Origin of the sequence: Flavobacterium sp. RHBU_24, from assembly GCF_046613695.1 — a bacterium.
Lineage (GTDB): Bacteria > Bacteroidota > Bacteroidia > Flavobacteriales > Flavobacteriaceae > Flavobacterium.
Window position 1 is genome coordinate 102249 of sequence record NZ_JBKJHD010000011.1, and the last position, 15461, is coordinate 117709.

At 43.6% G+C, this 15461-nt stretch carries 17 protein-coding genes; 7 read left to right on the top strand and 10 right to left on the bottom strand.

Annotated features, from left to right (window positions below; genetic code table 11):
• Nucleotides 1-223 precede the first annotated feature (223 nt).
• The 5 genes from priA to prfB form a co-directional block, all read right to left on the bottom strand.
• Nucleotides 224-2677: a primosomal protein N' gene (priA, locus tag ACLI09_RS12190; RefSeq protein ID WP_411419904.1), complete on the bottom strand. Its 2454-nt coding sequence runs from the start codon at nucleotides 2675-2677 to the stop codon at nucleotides 224-226.
• A 71-nt stretch (nucleotides 2678-2748) separates the two neighbouring features.
• Entirely contained in the window at nucleotides 2749-3204 is a 456-nt protein-coding gene (locus tag ACLI09_RS12195; protein ID WP_411419905.1) for a hypothetical protein, read from the bottom strand.
• A gap of 117 nt (nucleotides 3205-3321) precedes the next feature.
• Complete coding sequence (locus ACLI09_RS12200) at nucleotides 3322-3507, bottom strand: hypothetical protein (RefSeq protein WP_411419906.1); 186 nt, start codon at nucleotides 3505-3507, stop codon at nucleotides 3322-3324.
• A 10-nt stretch (nucleotides 3508-3517) separates the two neighbouring features.
• On the bottom strand, nucleotides 3518-3970 hold the full coding sequence (locus ACLI09_RS12205; protein WP_411419907.1) for a group I intron-associated PD-(D/E)XK endonuclease: 453 nt from the start codon (nucleotides 3968-3970) through the stop codon (nucleotides 3518-3520).
• 91 nt (nucleotides 3971-4061) lie between these two features.
• A protein-coding gene (gene prfB, locus ACLI09_RS12210; RefSeq protein WP_411419908.1) for a peptide chain release factor 2 occupies nucleotides 4062-5160 on the bottom strand; the annotation gives its coding sequence in 2 pieces (ribosomal slippage) (nucleotides 4062-5096 and nucleotides 5098-5160; 1098 coding nt in all).
• A gap of 55 nt (nucleotides 5161-5215) precedes the next feature.
• Between prfB and ACLI09_RS12215 the strand changes: the two genes are divergently transcribed.
• Complete coding sequence (locus tag ACLI09_RS12215) at nucleotides 5216-6238, top strand: threonine aldolase family protein (RefSeq protein WP_411419909.1); 1023 nt, start codon at nucleotides 5216-5218, stop codon at nucleotides 6236-6238.
• Between the two features lie 88 nt (nucleotides 6239-6326).
• Here ACLI09_RS12215 and ACLI09_RS12220 read toward each other — a convergent pair whose 3' ends face one another.
• The 3 genes from ACLI09_RS12220 to ACLI09_RS12230 form a co-directional block, all read right to left on the bottom strand.
• Nucleotides 6327-6881, bottom strand: coding sequence for a DUF4274 domain-containing protein (locus tag ACLI09_RS12220; RefSeq protein WP_411419910.1), 555 nt, complete (start codon nucleotides 6879-6881; stop codon nucleotides 6327-6329).
• A gap of 387 nt (nucleotides 6882-7268) precedes the next feature.
• Nucleotides 7269-7943 carry a tRNA (guanosine(37)-N1)-methyltransferase TrmD gene (gene trmD, locus ACLI09_RS12225; RefSeq protein ID WP_411419911.1) on the bottom strand — a complete coding sequence of 225 codons (675 nt, stop codon included), beginning with the start codon at nucleotides 7941-7943 and terminating at the stop codon, nucleotides 7269-7271.
• Nucleotides 7944-8023: 80 nt separating this feature from the next.
• Entirely contained in the window at nucleotides 8024-8476 is a 453-nt protein-coding gene (locus ACLI09_RS12230; protein WP_411419912.1) for a DUF1569 domain-containing protein, read from the bottom strand.
• Between the two features lie 161 nt (nucleotides 8477-8637).
• Here ACLI09_RS12230 and ACLI09_RS12235 point away from each other — a divergent pair, with 161 nt between their 5' ends.
• Nucleotides 8638-9567 carry a peptidylprolyl isomerase gene (locus ACLI09_RS12235; protein ID WP_411419913.1) on the top strand — a complete coding sequence of 310 codons (930 nt, stop codon included), beginning with the start codon at nucleotides 8638-8640 and terminating at the stop codon, nucleotides 9565-9567.
• Nucleotides 9568-9687: 120 nt separating this feature from the next.
• Here ACLI09_RS12235 and ACLI09_RS12240 read toward each other — a convergent pair whose 3' ends face one another.
• Nucleotides 9688-9867: a hypothetical protein gene (locus tag ACLI09_RS12240; RefSeq protein ID WP_411419914.1), complete on the bottom strand. Its 180-nt coding sequence runs from the start codon at nucleotides 9865-9867 to the stop codon at nucleotides 9688-9690.
• A 208-nt stretch (nucleotides 9868-10075) separates the two neighbouring features.
• Here ACLI09_RS12240 and ACLI09_RS12245 point away from each other — a divergent pair, with 208 nt between their 5' ends.
• The 5 genes from ACLI09_RS12245 to ACLI09_RS12265 all read left to right on the top strand — a co-directional run bounded on the left by ACLI09_RS12245 (nucleotide 10076) and on the right by ACLI09_RS12265 (nucleotide 14601).
• Nucleotides 10076-10615 carry an AAA family ATPase gene (locus tag ACLI09_RS12245; protein WP_411419915.1) on the top strand — a complete coding sequence of 180 codons (540 nt, stop codon included), beginning with the start codon at nucleotides 10076-10078 and terminating at the stop codon, nucleotides 10613-10615.
• A 1-nt stretch (nucleotide 10616) separates the two neighbouring features.
• Nucleotides 10617-12509 carry an ATP-dependent DNA helicase RecQ gene (locus ACLI09_RS12250; RefSeq protein WP_411419916.1) on the top strand — a complete coding sequence of 631 codons (1893 nt, stop codon included), beginning with the start codon at nucleotides 10617-10619 and terminating at the stop codon, nucleotides 12507-12509.
• On the top strand, nucleotides 12509-13456 hold the full coding sequence (fmt, locus tag ACLI09_RS12255) for a methionyl-tRNA formyltransferase (protein ID WP_411419917.1): 948 nt from the start codon (nucleotides 12509-12511) through the stop codon (nucleotides 13454-13456). Before ACLI09_RS12250 ends, fmt begins: the two co-directional genes overlap by 1 nt.
• A 188-nt stretch (nucleotides 13457-13644) precedes the next feature.
• The gene (locus ACLI09_RS12260) at nucleotides 13645-13920 is read left to right on the top strand and encodes an HU family DNA-binding protein (protein WP_411419918.1); all 276 of its coding nucleotides are present in this window, start codon (nucleotides 13645-13647) and stop codon (nucleotides 13918-13920) included.
• Nucleotides 13921-14040: 120 nt separating this feature from the next.
• Entirely contained in the window at nucleotides 14041-14601 is a 561-nt protein-coding gene (locus tag ACLI09_RS12265; RefSeq protein ID WP_411419919.1) for a YqgE/AlgH family protein, read from the top strand.
• On the opposite strand, the gene ACLI09_RS12270 is transcribed toward ACLI09_RS12265, so the two are convergent.
• On the bottom strand, nucleotides 14598-15437 hold the full coding sequence (locus tag ACLI09_RS12270; RefSeq protein WP_411419920.1) for an aminotransferase class IV: 840 nt from the start codon (nucleotides 15435-15437) through the stop codon (nucleotides 14598-14600). The genes ACLI09_RS12265 and ACLI09_RS12270 overlap by 4 nt on opposite strands.
• Between the last annotated feature and the right edge of the window lie 24 nt (nucleotides 15438-15461).

Consider the following 15461-nt stretch of genomic DNA (forward strand, 5'->3'; position numbering starts at 1 on the left):
TTTCAAAACACAATAATCAGGGAAACAAGGATTGTTAAAAAAAACCAAAGCACACACATAATATACTAAGGGCTGCAGCAATGCGGCCCTTTTTTATGGGTTTCACCTGGTCATTGCGAGGAACGAAGCAATCTCATAGGGAAGAGCTGCTCGTTAGTTACTTTATCAGATTGCTTCGTTCCTCGCAATGACTGAAATGCTATCCTGCCTAGAATGAGTCCGTTTAATACGGGTCGGCGTTTACCGTAATTTTTACCGAACGGTATTGCGGCACGGCATCGAGGCTTTCAATCACCCGGCTTATGTTGCGTTTGGTACTGCCCAGAGCGGCTCCCAGCGGGATTTTTACCATAATGGCGCGTATGTACTCATTGCGGATGCGGCTTATACCCGGCTCTTCAGGGCCCAGCACGGGGATGTTGAGCTTTTGAACCAGTACATTATACAGCCAGAATGAAGCATCCTTTAGCTTTTCATAATCCTTATGCTTTAAGATGATGCGCACCATTCGGAAGTAGGGCGGGTACTTAAAGTTGCGCCGCTCATACAGTTGCTCAGTAAACATACCTTCATAATCATTCTCTGTTACCTGCCGGATAATGTTGTGCAGCGGGTTGTAGGTTTGTATGTACACGGTACCGCGCTCGTCCTTACGGCCGGCGCGGCCTGCTACCTGCACCATCATTTGGTAAGCGCGCTCAAACGCACGGAAATCAGGCTGGTAGAGCATATTATCGGCATTTAATATACCCACCATGCCCACATTGTCAAAATGCAGCCCTTTGGCCAGCATCTGGGTGCCCACCAATATATCAATCTCCCGGTTTTTAAACGAATCTATTATCTTTTCATAGCCGTGCTTGCCGCGCGTGGTATCCTGGTCCATACGCCACGAGTTCTTTGCGGGAAACAGCGTTTTAAGTTCGAGTTCTATCTGCTCGGTACCAAAGCCCTTAGTGCTCAAATCGGTACTGTGGCACTGGTGGCAGTGCGTAGGCATGGCAATGTGGTAGCCGCAGTAGTGGCAGCGCAGCGCGTTTTTATACTTATAGTAGGTGAGGCTCACGTCGCATTGCGGGCACTGGGGCACGTTGCCGCAGGTCATGCACTCTACCCACGGTGAAAACCCCCTCCGGTTCTGGAAGAGTATTACCTGTTTGCCCACGGCCAGCGTTTCGGCAATGGCTTGGGTAAGAGTGTCGCTAAAGTGGCCGGTCATCTGCTTTCGTTTGTACTTGTCCTTAAGGTCAATCAGCACAATTTCAGGCGGCAGCACTTTGCCAAAACGTTCTTTCAACTCAGCAAGGCCATATTTTCCGCTTTTAACGTTTGTGTAGCTTTCAATACTTGGCGTAGCCGAGCCCAAAAGCACCTTTGCGCCAAAGTTATTTGCCAACACAATAGCCGCATCACGGGCATGGTAGCGTGGGGCGGGGTCCTGCTGCTTAAAGGTTTGCTCGTGCTCTTCGTCGATAACGATAAGCCCCAGGCTCCGGAAAGGCAGGAACAACGCCGACCTTGCCCCAATAACCACCTGCGCCTTATCTGACGCCTGTAATACCTGCTGCCACACCTCTACACGCTCGTTGTTAGAGTATTTAGAGTGAAAGACAGCCACTTTGTTGCCAAAGTAAGCCGTAAGCCGGTGCACGAGCTGTACGGTAAGGGCAATTTCAGGGAGGAGGTAGAGTACCTGCTGGTTGCTTGCTATATATTCTTCAATCAGTTTGATGTATACCTCGGTTTTGCCGCTGCTGGTAATGCCGTGCAGCAGGGTAACCGGATGCGTTTCAAAACTTTGTTTTATCTGGGTAAAGGCTTCCTGTTGTTTTTCGCTTAGGGCAAAGCCTGCATTGTCGCTGCCGGTAAAGCTTACGCGGTCTTCTTCGATATAATATTCTTCAAAGATACCTTTGTCGATGAGCGATTTGATAACCGTGGCTGTACCGCCCGAAGCCTCTAATAATGCCTTAACGGTAATAGGTTTGCTGCGGTCGCGTGCCTGTAGCTGGAAGTACTGCAGTACTACTTCGCGCTGCTTTTGGGCACGGCTTAGTAGTTCCAGCAATTCGCTGAGCTGCTCTTCCTTTAAGAATTCTTCCTGCAGGCGTATGTAGCGTATTTTTTTCGGTTTGTACTTCTCGGAAACCTCTTCCTGTAGCGATATTACGTTTTTAGAGATCAGCCGGTTGAGTAGGGGTAGTACGGTTTTTTTATTGAGTATCGCCGTAACCTCCTGCACTTTGAGGGCGCTTTGTTTTTGCAGCGCTTCGTATATCAGGTATTCGTCGTCGGTAAGGTCGCCGGCATCGGGGTTAAAGCCTTGCTGTGCCGAAATTATCGTTTCGCTCTCCAGCAGCAGTCCACTGGGCAGGGCGGACTTATACACCTCTCCAATAGTACACATATAGTAGGCCGCTATCCACTGCCAGTGTTGCAGCTGGTGGGCGGTAACTATGGGTGTATCGTCAAGTATCTGGTGGATGTCCTTCGCTTCGTATGTCGACGGCGGGTTTTGGTGCAGCGCGTGCACCAGCCCGGTATACAGCTTATTTTTACCAAAGGGCACCGCTACCCGCATGCCGGGCTGCAAAAAGCCATACTCTGCGGCGTTTACCGCATAGGTAAAGGTACGCGGCAGGGCAAGCGGCAGGATTACTTCGATAAAATAGGGCATGTAGGAGTGTTTAAGGCAAAGATAAGCCATAATCACGGCTTTGCAAAACCAAGGATTTGTCTGGTTATAGATTAATCGCGTACAATACCGCCCACAGCACCATCGTTATATTTCCATTGAAAAGCCTCAGCCTTTTCGGGGTTAATGGTACCGTCGACGTTAAGCACTTTAAGTTCGTAGAGCCAGTTTAGCAGTTTCTCAGCATTTCTGGCTTTGTCGATACCAAATGCAGTCGACAGGTGAGGATTAAGGTCGCAGGTTACTTTGATGCGCTCCTTCAGGAAATTAATAACTACATAATGCTCATCATACTGCGATGATGAAGCTACGTTTTTTATAAAGTACGCTATTATTTCCTCACCTTGCAGGTTGTAAATCGACAGTTCTTTAGCGTTTACTTTTTCATAGCGCAGTATGGGTGTACCGTTTAAAAACACCTGTTCTTTTTTAATGGTAATCGGGTCTTGCTGCGCAAAACCGGCCATCGAAGATAAAAAAATCAGGATAACGTAAAGTTGTTTTTTCATGATGTACTTGTATTGGTTCAATTAAACGTGATACAAGTTTTGTGCCTGAAAATATTTATGAATAAAAAACCTGTAACTGAAGAGCTACAAGTTTTAAGATAAGATATTTTTAAACAATTATTTCACAGATAATTTGGCCCCCAAGGCTCTTGAATTTTTTTCATTGCCAATAAATTTGGCAGCGATATCCATTTTAGTTTTCTCAAAATTTTCATCAAAAGAAACTCTCTTCTCTTTTCCTTCAAAAGAAACGGTTGTTTTCTTTCCAGATTTGTCTAAATATATTTTTAAAGTGCTGTTCATGAAAAACTATTTATTTGAATATATTGAAATCCGTATGAGCATATTTTTCAAAACGCGGATGTGCATGTTCAGATTGATTTTTATTATTTCTTCCATTAAACCAAATAGACCGTTTACCAATATTTTTTCCAGTTTTATTTTGCACAGCTTCTTTTATAAAATCTTCAGAGGACATTATCCAAATTTTATCTAAACGATGTGAGTAAAAAACAAAGTAATAGTTCGCTCTATGCTCATGTGTTATTGCAGCAAATAATGCTGCGTCACCAAACGTTACATCGCTTGAACGAGCTTTAATTTGAATCTCGACAAATGTTCCATCTTTTTTCCTGACTATGGCGTCGATTGCGAAATCATCGATTAATGGAATGTAAACATCAAGTCCTTGTTCAAGCATTTTACTTATTACAAAGTATTCCATCCGTTTTCCAAAACCTGCATTATGTCTAAAAGTTTCGCCCATATTTTTTTGTTACGCAATTTAACAAAAAAACCTGCAGCTCCCGCCGCAGGTTTCAATATAAAATATCAATCAAAAAATAGTAAACCAAAAATCACTCCTCCGTTCGTTGTCCCATCATCATCAGGAATGCCTTTAAAAAGCCGTCTATTTCGCCGTTCATAACACCATCAACATCGCTGGTTTCGTGGGCGGTGCGTACATCTTTAACCAGTTTGTAGGGGTGCATCACGTAATTGCGTATCTGCGAGCCCCACTCGATTTTCATCTTGTTGGCCTCTATTTCATCGCGCACGGCCTGGCGTTTTTTAAGCTCAATTTCATACAACTGCGATTTAAGCAATTGCATGGCCTTTAGCTTATTATCAAGCTGCGAACGCGTCTCAGAGTTTTCGATAATAATGCCTGTAGGGTGGTGGCGCAGGCGTACCGCGGTTTCTACCTTGTTTACGTTCTGGCCTCCCGCGCCGCTGCTTCGCATGGTTTCCCAGCTAATGTCGGCCGGGCTTATCTCTATCTCAATGGTATCATCGGCAAGCGGGTATACATAAACCGATGCAAACGAGGTGTGGCGCTTGGCATTACTATCAAACGGACTGATGCGCACCAACCTGTGCACGCCGTTCTCGCCCTTAAGCCAGCCAAAGCTATAATCGCCCTCAAACTCCAGCGTTACGGTTTTAATGCCCGCAACCTCACCGGCCTGAAAGTTAAGCTCCCTTATCTTGTAGCCCTCTTTTTCGCCCCACATCATGTACATGCGCATCAGCATGGCGGCCCAGTCGCAGCTTTCGGTACCACCGGCACCGGCTGTAATCTGTACCACGGCACTCAGGCTGTCGCCCTCGTCTGATAGCATATTTTTGAATTCGAGGTTTTCAATATGGGTTATGGTGGCTTTATACTGCTCGTCGAGTTCTTCCGCGGTAACGTCGCCTTCCTTATAAAAGTCGTACATTACCTGCAGCTCCTCGGCCATAGTGTTGCCCTTTTCGTAGTCTTCTACCCACTTTTTCTTGCTGCGCAGGTTGCGCACAATAGCCTCGGCCTCTTTGGCGTTATTCCAAAAGTCCGGTGCATAGGTTTTCTCTTCCTCGTTGGTAATTTCTATTAACTTCCTGTCGACGTCAAAGATACCTCCTCAGTGCTCCCAGGCGCTCTATAATACCTTTTATTTGTTCGGTATTTGTCATAAAAACTGTAGTTTTGTATTTGCTTACGCAAAAATAAGCGATACTTTTTAATTATATGGAAATTAATTTAATAAGCGATACGGTTACGAAGCCCGGCCACGAAATGCTGCAGCAAATGTTCCGCGCAAAAGTAGGCGATGACGTTTATAAACAGGACCCTACGGTAAATGAGCTGGAAGAATCTGTTGCCGGATTATTTGGCAAAGAGTCCGGATTATTTTTTCCGAGTGGCACGATGGCGAACCAGGCAGCTATTAAATTACACACCCAGCCAGGCGATGAGCTTATTTGCGACAAGTGGGCGCACGTATATAATTATGAAGGCGGCGGCATAGCGGCTAACAGCGGCGTGCAGGCAAAACTGCTGGATGGCGACCGTGGCATGATAACCGCCGCACAGGTGGCCGAGGGCATTAACCCGCCAGATTTTTACCACAGCCCGCTTACCAAACTGGTGTGCATAGAAAATACAACCAACAAAGGGGGAGGCGCGTGCTACGACCTGCAAACCCTTAAAGATATAAAGAATGTGTGCACCCAGCACAACCTTAAATACCACCTTGACGGTGCGCGTATATGGAATGCCCTGGTTGCAAAGCGCCAGCACCCCAGGCAGTTTGGCGAACTGTTTGATACCATTTCAGTTTGCCTGAGTAAAGGGCTGGGCGCTCCGGTAGGTTCGGTACTTTTAGGCAGCAAGGCTGATATGGCTAAGGCGCTGCGCATCCGTAAAGTTTTTGGCGGAGGGATGCGGCAGGCAGGATATCTTGCCGCTGCCGGATTGTATGCCCTGCAACACAACGTAGGCCGCCTGGAGGAAGACCACCGCCGTGCCAAAGAGCTTGGGAAGTTACTGACCCAAATGCCCTGGGTAAAAAGCGTGGAACCTGTGGAAACCAATATCCTTATTTTCTCCCTTAAAGACGGCTATAGCGAAACCGGCCTTATCGAAAAACTGAAGCAAAAGAGCATTTTTATAAGTTCGCTGGGCAAAGGCAAACTGCGTATTGTTACCCACCTTGATTATAAAGAGGTAATGCACCAGTATGTGCTGGAAGCGTTTAGTAAGCTTGCTTAAAAATTTGTTTCAAGTTTCAGGTTAGCCTCACCCCCGGCCCCTCTCCGAAGGAGAGGGGAGGAGCTTCACTCGGATGGGATGAAAATAATTATCTTCGTTTTTTACGTGCTTCACGCTTTGCGAGTTTTCTTTTTCGCTGCCATTCCCATATCATATACCTGATAGCACCAATGCTTAAGGGTATTGAACCTTTAATTTCATCTTTTAGCGATATAGGTAAGTCCCAACCTTCATAGTTTTTATTCCAGTCGATAGTGTTGACTTTTGCTCCCGGGTTAAAACGGAATTTCGCAGTCTTAAAATCATTCTTCCTAAAACGTTCAGTTATCTTTTGCAATAAACTAAAGGTTTCTATTTCATAGTCAGGAATTGTTTTTTCAGTTTCCTGAATATAATCAATAGGCTCTGCACTCCAGAAAATCAGCAAGGCTGTACCTTTATCACATTTGGGGCTTTCAATTATCCAGTTGAGTACAGTAGCACCATCATCCCAGTTAAAGTTTTGTGCCAGATAATATTGCTCTGCCGGACTAAGCGTCTTGAAAAGATTATAGTCAGGAACAAAATCTATATCTTCGGTTCTAAATGAATATTCGATAAAATTTTTTTGAATGAAATGCTCTCTCCAAGGAAGTATTATCATAGTAACGTTTTTTGGTAGTTTGGTAAATATAATGAAAATTAACAGTTATAAATTTTTTCCTGATTCATTCCTGCAAAATTACAACGGTTTTTAACCCGGAGTACTGAACGCGTTTCTTCAGTAAAATTTACGCAAGAAATAGTTGCTGATTTCTCTTTACAAAACAAACAGGTATAAAGTACTGAAGCGGCTCCTTCAGTAAAAATGATATTCCACAGCTGTGGAATATGGTAAAATATAAAGTGGAATACCTGAAAATTAAATTACTGATTATCAGTGGATAGTGAAAACGTATTCACTACAGCTTTTGATGATTTATGTAAGATTATTAACCAAAAGTGGAACATCAGTTGAACATTAACTGTTGATAACTTTTTTCGGACTTAATTATTCTAAAAGATCCGGCCTCCTCGTTTTTGTATGTTCGTAGGCCATATCTTCCCTCCATTTATCAATATTGGCAAAGTTGCCGCTTAATAAAATATCGGGTACTTTCCAACCCTTGTATTCAGCCGGGCGGGTATAGATGGGAGGCGAAAGCAGGTTATCCTGAAAGCTATCAGTAAGTGCTGAAGTTTCGTTGCTTAACACACCCGGAATCAGGCGGATAATAGCATCGGCCACTACAGCCGCGGCAAGCTCACCACCCGAGAGGACAAAATCTCCAATAGAGATTTCTTTAGTGATGAAATTATCCCTAACACGCTGGTCTACACCTTTGTAATGCCCACAAAGGATGATGATATTTTCAAGCAGCGACATCTGGTTGGCCATGCCCTGGTTAAGGGTTTCGCCGTCGGGGGTCATATAGATAACCTCGTCATACTCGCGTTCTGATTTTAACTTACTGATACAAAGGTCTATAGGTTCTACCATCATTACCATACCGGCACCACCGCCAAACTGGTAGTCGTCTACGTTCTTGTGCTTGTTAGTGCTGTAATCCCTAAGGTTGTGCAGGTGTACTTCTACAATGCCCTTGTCCTGGGCACGCTTAAGTATCGAAGCCTCAAACGGGCTGCGAAGCAATTCAGGAAGTACGGTAATGATGTCGATGCGCATTTCTTAAATATATCAATTTTATAATGTGCAAATGTAGCAATTGAAAAATTGATATATTATAGAATTGTTCAATTGTTATATTAAACCCCAAACTGCTTCAGGTGGTGGTCCAAATGCTTCCATTGCGCCACGTCAATTTCCTCGTAGGTCATTTTTCCAAATAAGGGGTGATCAGTCACTTTAATGCCCTCTTTACCCTCACGGCTAAACTTTTCTACCAGTTCTTTGAGTTCACGTTTTGCAGTTTCAAAATCAGGCTCAAAGTTTACTTTAAATTCCTTGGCGGTAGGCATGCCTTTGCCAAATGGGTGTGCGCTGGTAAACTGCTTTTTAGCCCTACGGCCAAACAATAATTTAATAAGCGGGTTTACTTTTATATGCTTTGTGCCATATACCACCTGAAGCGGCATTTTACAGTGTTCCATCATCTGGCTTACGGTCATTACGCCCCATTCAGATAGCTTAATAGGTGTTAGTTTATCAATGCGGTCAAGTATATGTTGGTTCCCGGTAGGGTGAAATAGGCTTTCCATAGTATGTGTTTATTTTCCGTATCAAAATTAGTAATAAAACTTACACGTTTATACCGCGATAATATTTTATATACAGGGGCTTTCTCCAAAATTACCGTTTTGTTATGATACGCCAGCACGATAAAATTTGTAAATTTGCCCTTTCAAACAAAACAAAAACAATGGAAAACGGAATTTACGCGAAATTCGATACTACTAAAGGTGAGATACTTGTACAGCTTACCTATGATAAAACCCCCGGTACTGTGGGTAATTTTGTAGGCCTTGCAGAAGGTAACCTTGAAAACGATGCCAAGCCGCAGGGCAAACCGTATTATGACGGACTTATATTCCACAGGGTTATAGCCGACTTTATGATACAGGGCGGTGACCCACTGGGCAGGGGTACAGGTGGCCCGGGCTACAGCTTTGACGATGAGTTTCACCCAGACCTTAGGCACGACGCGCCTGGCGTACTGAGTATGGCTAATTCAGGCCCCGGCTCTAACGGTTCGCAATTTTTTATTACGCACGTAGCTACACCATGGCTTGATGATAAGCACACCATATTTGGTAATGTTGTAGAAGGCCAGAATGTGGTAGATGCCATCCAGCAAAACGATAAAATAAACAAACTTGAAATTATACGCGTAGGCGATGATGCTAAAAACTGGAATGCAATTGAGGCGTTCCGCACGTTTGAAGGCTCGCGCGAAAAAAGGATTGCCGAGCAAAAAAGGCTTGCCAGCGAAAAATTAGACAAACTTGCTGCCGGTTTTGACAGCACCGAAAGCGGCCTGCGTTATAAAATTATACAAAAAGGCGACGGTAAAAAAGCTGAGAAAGGTAAAACCGTATCGGTACACTACAAAGGTGCCCTTGAAAACGGACAGGAATTTGACTCGTCTTACAAACGAAGCCCAATCGACTTCAGGCTTGGCCAGGGCCAGGTTATTGAAGGCTGGGATGAAGGCATTGCCCTGCTACAGGTAGGCGACAAAGCCCGTTTTGTTATCCCTTCTCACCTGGGTTACGGGTCGCGTGGCGCGGGTGGTGTTATCCCACCGGATGCTACACTTGTATTTGACGTCGAGCTGATGGACGTGAAATAAAATATTAAGTAATTAGTACAAAGTATTAAGATAGAAGGCTGCCGGAAACGGTGGCCTTTATTTTTGCAACAAAGCCCGCTAAACAGTTGCTTAGCGGGCTTTGTTTTTTGCAATTTACTATTAATTCGAGAAATAAATCTGCGAAAAAATAACTATTGCAGTCGCGGCAATAACGCCGGCCTGTATAAATTTAATTATCGCGTTTTTGCGTTCAAGCGAACGGTAATGCGCGTATCTTTTTTTGTTGTCGTTTTCGGCATGTGGGTACTCAAACCCGGCCAGGGTCATAAACTTCTTCATAGCTCATCGTCATTTAAATAGGTGAATGTGGTAAAGTTAAATAACATTATCTGTTCGTGAAATTATTTTAACAATAATTTTTAGTAAAAAAACTAATTTTAACATTTTTAATCTGTTTTAAGTGATTTCATTCCATTTTATTGAATAATCAATCTCATTTTTTTATCGGGAAATGTTTATTTATTTTTGACACTTATTAATTAGCATAGTGAGTAAAGAAATTGTTGTACTTATAGGAGGCCCCGGAAGCGGAAAAACGACCTTAATAGACCGGCTAACAGAAAAGGGCTATTTGTGCTATCCTGAAATTTCGCGCGAGGTAATCATGGAGGCACGCGCCCAGGGTATAGAGCAGCTTTTTCTGGAAAATCCGTTACTGTTTAGCGAACTTCTGCTGGAAGGCCGTAAAAAGCAATTTCATACTGCTGTAGCCGAAACAGCCGATGTAGTATTTATAGACCGTGGCATACCCGATGTGCTTGCATATATGCACTATATAGGTGATGCCTATCCTGCATTTTTTGATGCGGCCTGCCGGGAGTATGTGTATACAAAAATATTTTTCCTGCCGCCGTGGGAGGAGATATATACGGCTGATGAAGCCCGCTATGAAAACTATGAGCAGGCAAAGCTGATATCGGGCCACCTGCAGGAAACCTACAAAAAATATGGCTACAACCTGATAGAAGTGCCCAAAGACACGCCCGATAACAGAATTCTCTTTATATTAGGGCATCTTAACCAATAGTATGCAGCAGCCCTTAGATATCCTGAAAAAATACTGGCAGCACGATGCGTTTCGTCCCTTTCAGCAGGATATTATAAATACCGTGCTGGCTGGTAATGATGCCTTTGCGCTTATGCCTACCGGCGGGGGAAAGTCGGTATGCTTTCAGGTTCCCGCGCTTGTAAAGCCGGGTATCTGCCTGGTTGTTTCGCCCCTTATCGCCCTGATGAAAGACCAGGTGCAAAACCTCCAGAAAAAAGATATTAAAGCCATGGCACTTACCGGCAGCCTTAGCGCAGACGAAGTAAGCGACCTGCTGGACAATTGCCGTTTTGGCAACTATAAGTTTCTCTATCTTTCGCCCGAACGTTTAGAAAACGACTGGATTGTAGAACGCATAAAAGAACTCGATATTAACCTTGTAGCCATAGACGAGGCTCATTGCGTATCGCAATGGGGGCACGACTTTCGTCCGGCGTACCTTAAAATAGGCGCCTTGCGCAAGCAACTGCCCGATGTGCCTTTCCTTGCATTGACCGCATCGGCTACAAAACGGGTACAGCAGGATGTGGTAACGCAGCTTGGCCTTATAGAGCCTTATGTTTTTAAGCAGTCGTTCGCCAGGGAGAACATAGCCTACATGGTCTTTGAGTGCGAAGACAAGCTGTACCGCCTCACACAGATATTTAAAAAGAATATTGGCCCGGCCATTATATATGTACGCAACCGCCGCGCCTGCCATGAAGTTTCGTCCCAATTGCAATCGTTGGGTTTTAGCGCGACGTTTTACCATGGTGGGTTAAAGGAAAATGAAAAACAGTCCAATATGGAGGCATGGCTTAATAACCGCTGCCAGGTTATGGTGGCTACCAATGCTTTTGGCATGGGTATAGACAAGCCTGATGTAAAAGTAGTGGTGCATTTGCAACTGCCCGAAAATATAGAGAGTTACTATCAGGAAGCGGGCAGGGCAGGGCGTAACGGTCAAAAAAGCTTTGCGGTAATGCTGGTTAACCCAAGCGATGTGCTTACGGCAAAAAGCCAGTTCCTGAGCGCGCTGCCCGATAAAGTATTTTTAAAAGAGGTTTACCTGAAGCTGAACTCCTTTTTACAGATAGCGTACGGTGAAGGGCCAGGAGTGGTATATCCGTTCAACTTTAACGACTTTTGCCATAAGTATAATTTCCCTTCGGCAAAAACATATAATGCATTACAATTTTTGGACAGGCAGGGCATACTTACACTGTCGCGGGAATTTACACAAAAGCTCAGCCTTCAGTTTTTAATTCCTAGCAGGGAAGTGGTACGCTACATAAGCCTGAACCCGGCAGACGAGGAAGCTGTACTAACCATATTACGTAACTACACGGGCGTATTTGATATGGAAATGAGTATCAACACAGGGCTCGTAACCTCTAAAGCAAAAATCACCGAGGAGCAGTTGCTTAAAATGCTAAAGCGCATGGAAGGGCAGGGGATGATAACGTTGCGGGTGTCTGGTGATGATAGCAACATCGTTTTTCAAGAAGTGCGCGAAGATGAGCATACTGTGAATCGCATCTCTAAGTTTTTAACCCAGCAAAACAGTATAAAGGTTGCCCAGTTGGAAAGCATGCAAAAGTACGTTACCGATACTACACATTGCAAAAGCAACATGATACTACAGTATTTTGACGAAGAGACCATGGCTGATTGCGGAACATGCTCATACTGCCTCGCGCAGAAAAAAATCAGCCTTACACCCATAGAAGCTGCTACAGCTATACTTGAAGTGTTAGCGGAAAAGGCGGTATCTTCGCGTGATGTAGAACAAAGCCTTGGCTTAGGGCCTAAAGAAACGGTTATAGCTCTTCAGCTGTTGCTGGATGCGGGCCGGATAAAAATTAATGAAAACAATCAATACATATTGAGGTAATGAACAAGTTGAAAATTGTATTTATGGGTACCCCTGAGTTTGCCGTGGGGATACTTGATGCCATATACCAGCGCGATTACGATATTTTGGGCGTAATAACAGCCGCTGATAAGCCAGCCGGCAGAGGCCAGAAAATAAAATACAGCGCCGTAAAAGAATATGCCCTTGAAAAAGGCTTACACCTTTTACAACCCACTAATCTTAAAGATGAAGGTTTTTTGGCAGAGTTGAAAAGCCTCGGTGCCAATTTGCAGGTGGTGGTAGCGTTCCGTATGTTGCCCGAAGCGGTATGGAAAATGCCTGAGCTGGGCACGTTTAACCTGCACGCATCATTGCTGCCGCAATACCGTGGCGCGGCGCCTATAAACTGGGCTGTAATAAACGGGGAGACGGTAACGGGCGTTACTACCTTTTTTATCGACGAGAAAATTGATACCGGCGCCATGATACTTAAAGAAGAAATAGCAATAGGCGAAGATGAGAGTGCAGGCGCGCTGCACGACCGTCTTATGGAGCTTGGTAAAGGTGCCGTGATAAAAACACTTACATTAATAGAGGCAGGTAATGTACAAACAACCCTGCAGCCGCATGAAGGTAACATAAAAACAGCTTATAAGCTTAATAAAGAGAATTGTAAAATAGACTGGACAAAACCCGGGATAGAAATTTACAATCTTATACGCGGCCTTAGCCCTTACCCCGCCGCGTGGACTTTCTTGCAGGACAGGGGCCAGGAATGGAATGTAAAAATATATCTATCTGGATATAGCAACGAGGTACACAATAATGAGGTGGGGAAGGTAGTTGTTGAGAACAAGCAGATAAAAGTGGCTACAATTGATGGTTTTATAATCCTAATACGCCTTCAGATGCCCGGGAAAAAGCCAATGGCCGCCAATGAATTGCTAAACGGGATGGCATTTAGCCAAAATGCAAAGGCCTATTAGTGCGAATTTTATGATTTTTTTATATTATTTTGATAAAACAAGCATCATTATTAACAATATGAAAAAAGTTATTAACAATTAAAACGAAATCGTTATAAATTAGTTGCGTGGTATGTAAATCCTGCTAAATTTGTAGGACAGGAGTGGGAAAAACAATAATTTTAACCAAACAATAATTTCAATTTATTATGAACAAATCAGAATTAATCGACGCAATTGCAGCTGATGCGGGAATATCTAAAGGTGCTGCTAAAAAAGCACTTGAATCTTTTGTGTCTAATGTAAGTGAGTCGCTAAAAGGTGGCGGAAGGGTTTCACTTGTAGGCTTTGGCTCATTCTCTGTATCAGGCAGGGCTGCCAGGGAAGGAAGAAATCCTCAAACCGGAAAAACTATTAGCATTGCTGCTAAAAACGTAGTTAAATTCAAACCGGGAGCTGAACTTGACGGGCATGTTAACGGCTAGTATTATTTTGATTAATAAAATTCAGGCTCTTCAATTACAGAAGGGCTTTTTTTTTAAAAATAGGTGAAATTTTTTTCGGGTTCATTTTTTTTTGTTAAATTTAGTTCAAATTGCAAGAAGATGATTTCATTAAAGCCCAAAAAAGGTTACCTGCTGGTGGCAGAGCCTTCCACCATAGGAGATCTTTCTTTCAACAGGTCTGTAATCCTCATTGCCGACCATAATACTGAAGGCTCTATAGGTTTTATACTTAATAAGCCCTTAGGGTATACCATACATGACCTTATTCCTGAAATTGACGCTACGTTTAAAATATACAATGGGGGGCCAGTAGAGCAGGATAACCTGTATTTTATACATAATGTGCCGGATTTGATTCCCGGCAGTATCGAAATTTCTAACGGTATTTACTGGGGGGGCGATTTTGAATGTGCAAAAGACCTCATTAACGCAGGCCTGATTAAAAAGAACAATATCAGGTTTTTCCTGGGCTACAGTGGATGGAATGCTAACCAGCTTGAAGAAGAACTTGAAGATAATTCGTGGATAGTTTCCCACAACAGGTATGATAATAAGATAATAGCTAAGTCGAGTACTTCATTCTGGAAAGAAAAAATAATAGAACTGGGGGGTAATTATCTTATATGGAGCAACGCGCCTGAAAATCCTGCGCTTAATTAACCTAACCTTACCTTTGCATTTAGCCGTTTTACAAGCTCAAGGGAAAATAAATTTGTATATTCCTTTTTACGGTATTTGGTTATGGGCTGTATGCCTGCAATAACATTTGTTAGAAAAAGTTCATCCGCTTTTTGAAGTTCAAATGGTGATATTGATTTTTCAATAACCTCAATCCCCTCAATTTTTTTAGCAATCTCTAAAATTTGTTTACGCATTACCCCGTTAAGGCATCCGTCTGAAATGGGCGGAGTAATTAACAGCGTGCCGCTGAGCATAAATATATTGCCCTGTATGGCCTCAATTACATTCTTTTCATCATTTATAAGCAGGCAGTTATTATAGCCATTTTCAGCAGCAAAAATGCTTGCAAGGGTATTTACAATACGGTTGTTTGTTTTAAGGGTGCTTAGCAGTTGTTTTGCAACAAAAAAGTCTTTATACAACTCCACTTCATAAGGCGTTGTATTTATGCTGTACAGCGCTGCTGTAAGCGGCTCTGCGGTAATAATAAACTCCGTTTCCCGGCTTGAAGGCAGGTAGCGCCCGCCCGGCCTGCGGTAAAATGAGATGCGCGCCCGGTATGAAGGCGCCCCTTCAAGTGTTTCGGTAAGCTTTATAATCTCGCTTTCCATATAGTCCAATGTAAAGTCCATGGCAATATCCATACGAGCAATGCGCAGCGACGCCATAAGCCTAAAGTAATGATCTTCGCTAAACAATACCCGGCCGTTAAGGGTTTTTACAGTATCAAAAATTGAATCGCCATATAAAAAGCCCCTGTTTTGCTCTACCTGGAGCCCGGATTGTGTAATAATGTCGCCGTTATAGTTAATCATAAAAAAGCCCTGAAAAATTCAGGG

What these genes read in the sequence shown, in the direction of transcription:
- priA (WP_411419904.1), bottom strand. Translation starts at nt 2,677, where the DNA reads ATGCCCTATTTTATCGAAGTAATCCTGCCGCTTGCCCTGCCGCGTACC.
- ACLI09_RS12195 (WP_411419905.1), bottom strand. Translation starts at nt 3,204, where the DNA reads ATGAAAAAACAACTTTACGTTATCCTGATTTTTTTATCTTCGATGGCC.
- ACLI09_RS12200 (WP_411419906.1), bottom strand. Translation starts at nt 3,507, where the DNA reads ATGAACAGCACTTTAAAAATATATTTAGACAAATCTGGAAAGAAAACA.
- ACLI09_RS12205 (WP_411419907.1), bottom strand. Translation starts at nt 3,970, where the DNA reads ATGGGCGAAACTTTTAGACATAATGCAGGTTTTGGAAAACGGATGGAA.
- ACLI09_RS12215 (WP_411419909.1), top strand. Translation starts at nt 5,216, where the DNA reads ATGGAAATTAATTTAATAAGCGATACGGTTACGAAGCCCGGCCACGAA.
- ACLI09_RS12220 (WP_411419910.1), bottom strand. Translation starts at nt 6,881, where the DNA reads ATGATAATACTTCCTTGGAGAGAGCATTTCATTCAAAAAAATTTTATC.
- trmD (WP_411419911.1), bottom strand. Translation starts at nt 7,943, where the DNA reads ATGCGCATCGACATCATTACCGTACTTCCTGAATTGCTTCGCAGCCCG.
- ACLI09_RS12230 (WP_411419912.1), bottom strand. Translation starts at nt 8,476, where the DNA reads ATGGAAAGCCTATTTCACCCTACCGGGAACCAACATATACTTGACCGC.
- ACLI09_RS12235 (WP_411419913.1), top strand. Translation starts at nt 8,638, where the DNA reads ATGGAAAACGGAATTTACGCGAAATTCGATACTACTAAAGGTGAGATA.
- ACLI09_RS12240 (WP_411419914.1), bottom strand. Translation starts at nt 9,867, where the DNA reads ATGAAGAAGTTTATGACCCTGGCCGGGTTTGAGTACCCACATGCCGAA.
- ACLI09_RS12250 (WP_411419916.1), top strand. Translation starts at nt 10,617, where the DNA reads ATGCAGCAGCCCTTAGATATCCTGAAAAAATACTGGCAGCACGATGCG.
- fmt (WP_411419917.1), top strand. Translation starts at nt 12,509, where the DNA reads ATGAACAAGTTGAAAATTGTATTTATGGGTACCCCTGAGTTTGCCGTG.
- ACLI09_RS12260 (WP_411419918.1), top strand. Translation starts at nt 13,645, where the DNA reads ATGAACAAATCAGAATTAATCGACGCAATTGCAGCTGATGCGGGAATA.
- ACLI09_RS12265 (WP_411419919.1), top strand. Translation starts at nt 14,041, where the DNA reads ATGATTTCATTAAAGCCCAAAAAAGGTTACCTGCTGGTGGCAGAGCCT.
- ACLI09_RS12270 (WP_411419920.1), bottom strand. Translation starts at nt 15,437, where the DNA reads ATGATTAACTATAACGGCGACATTATTACACAATCCGGGCTCCAGGTA.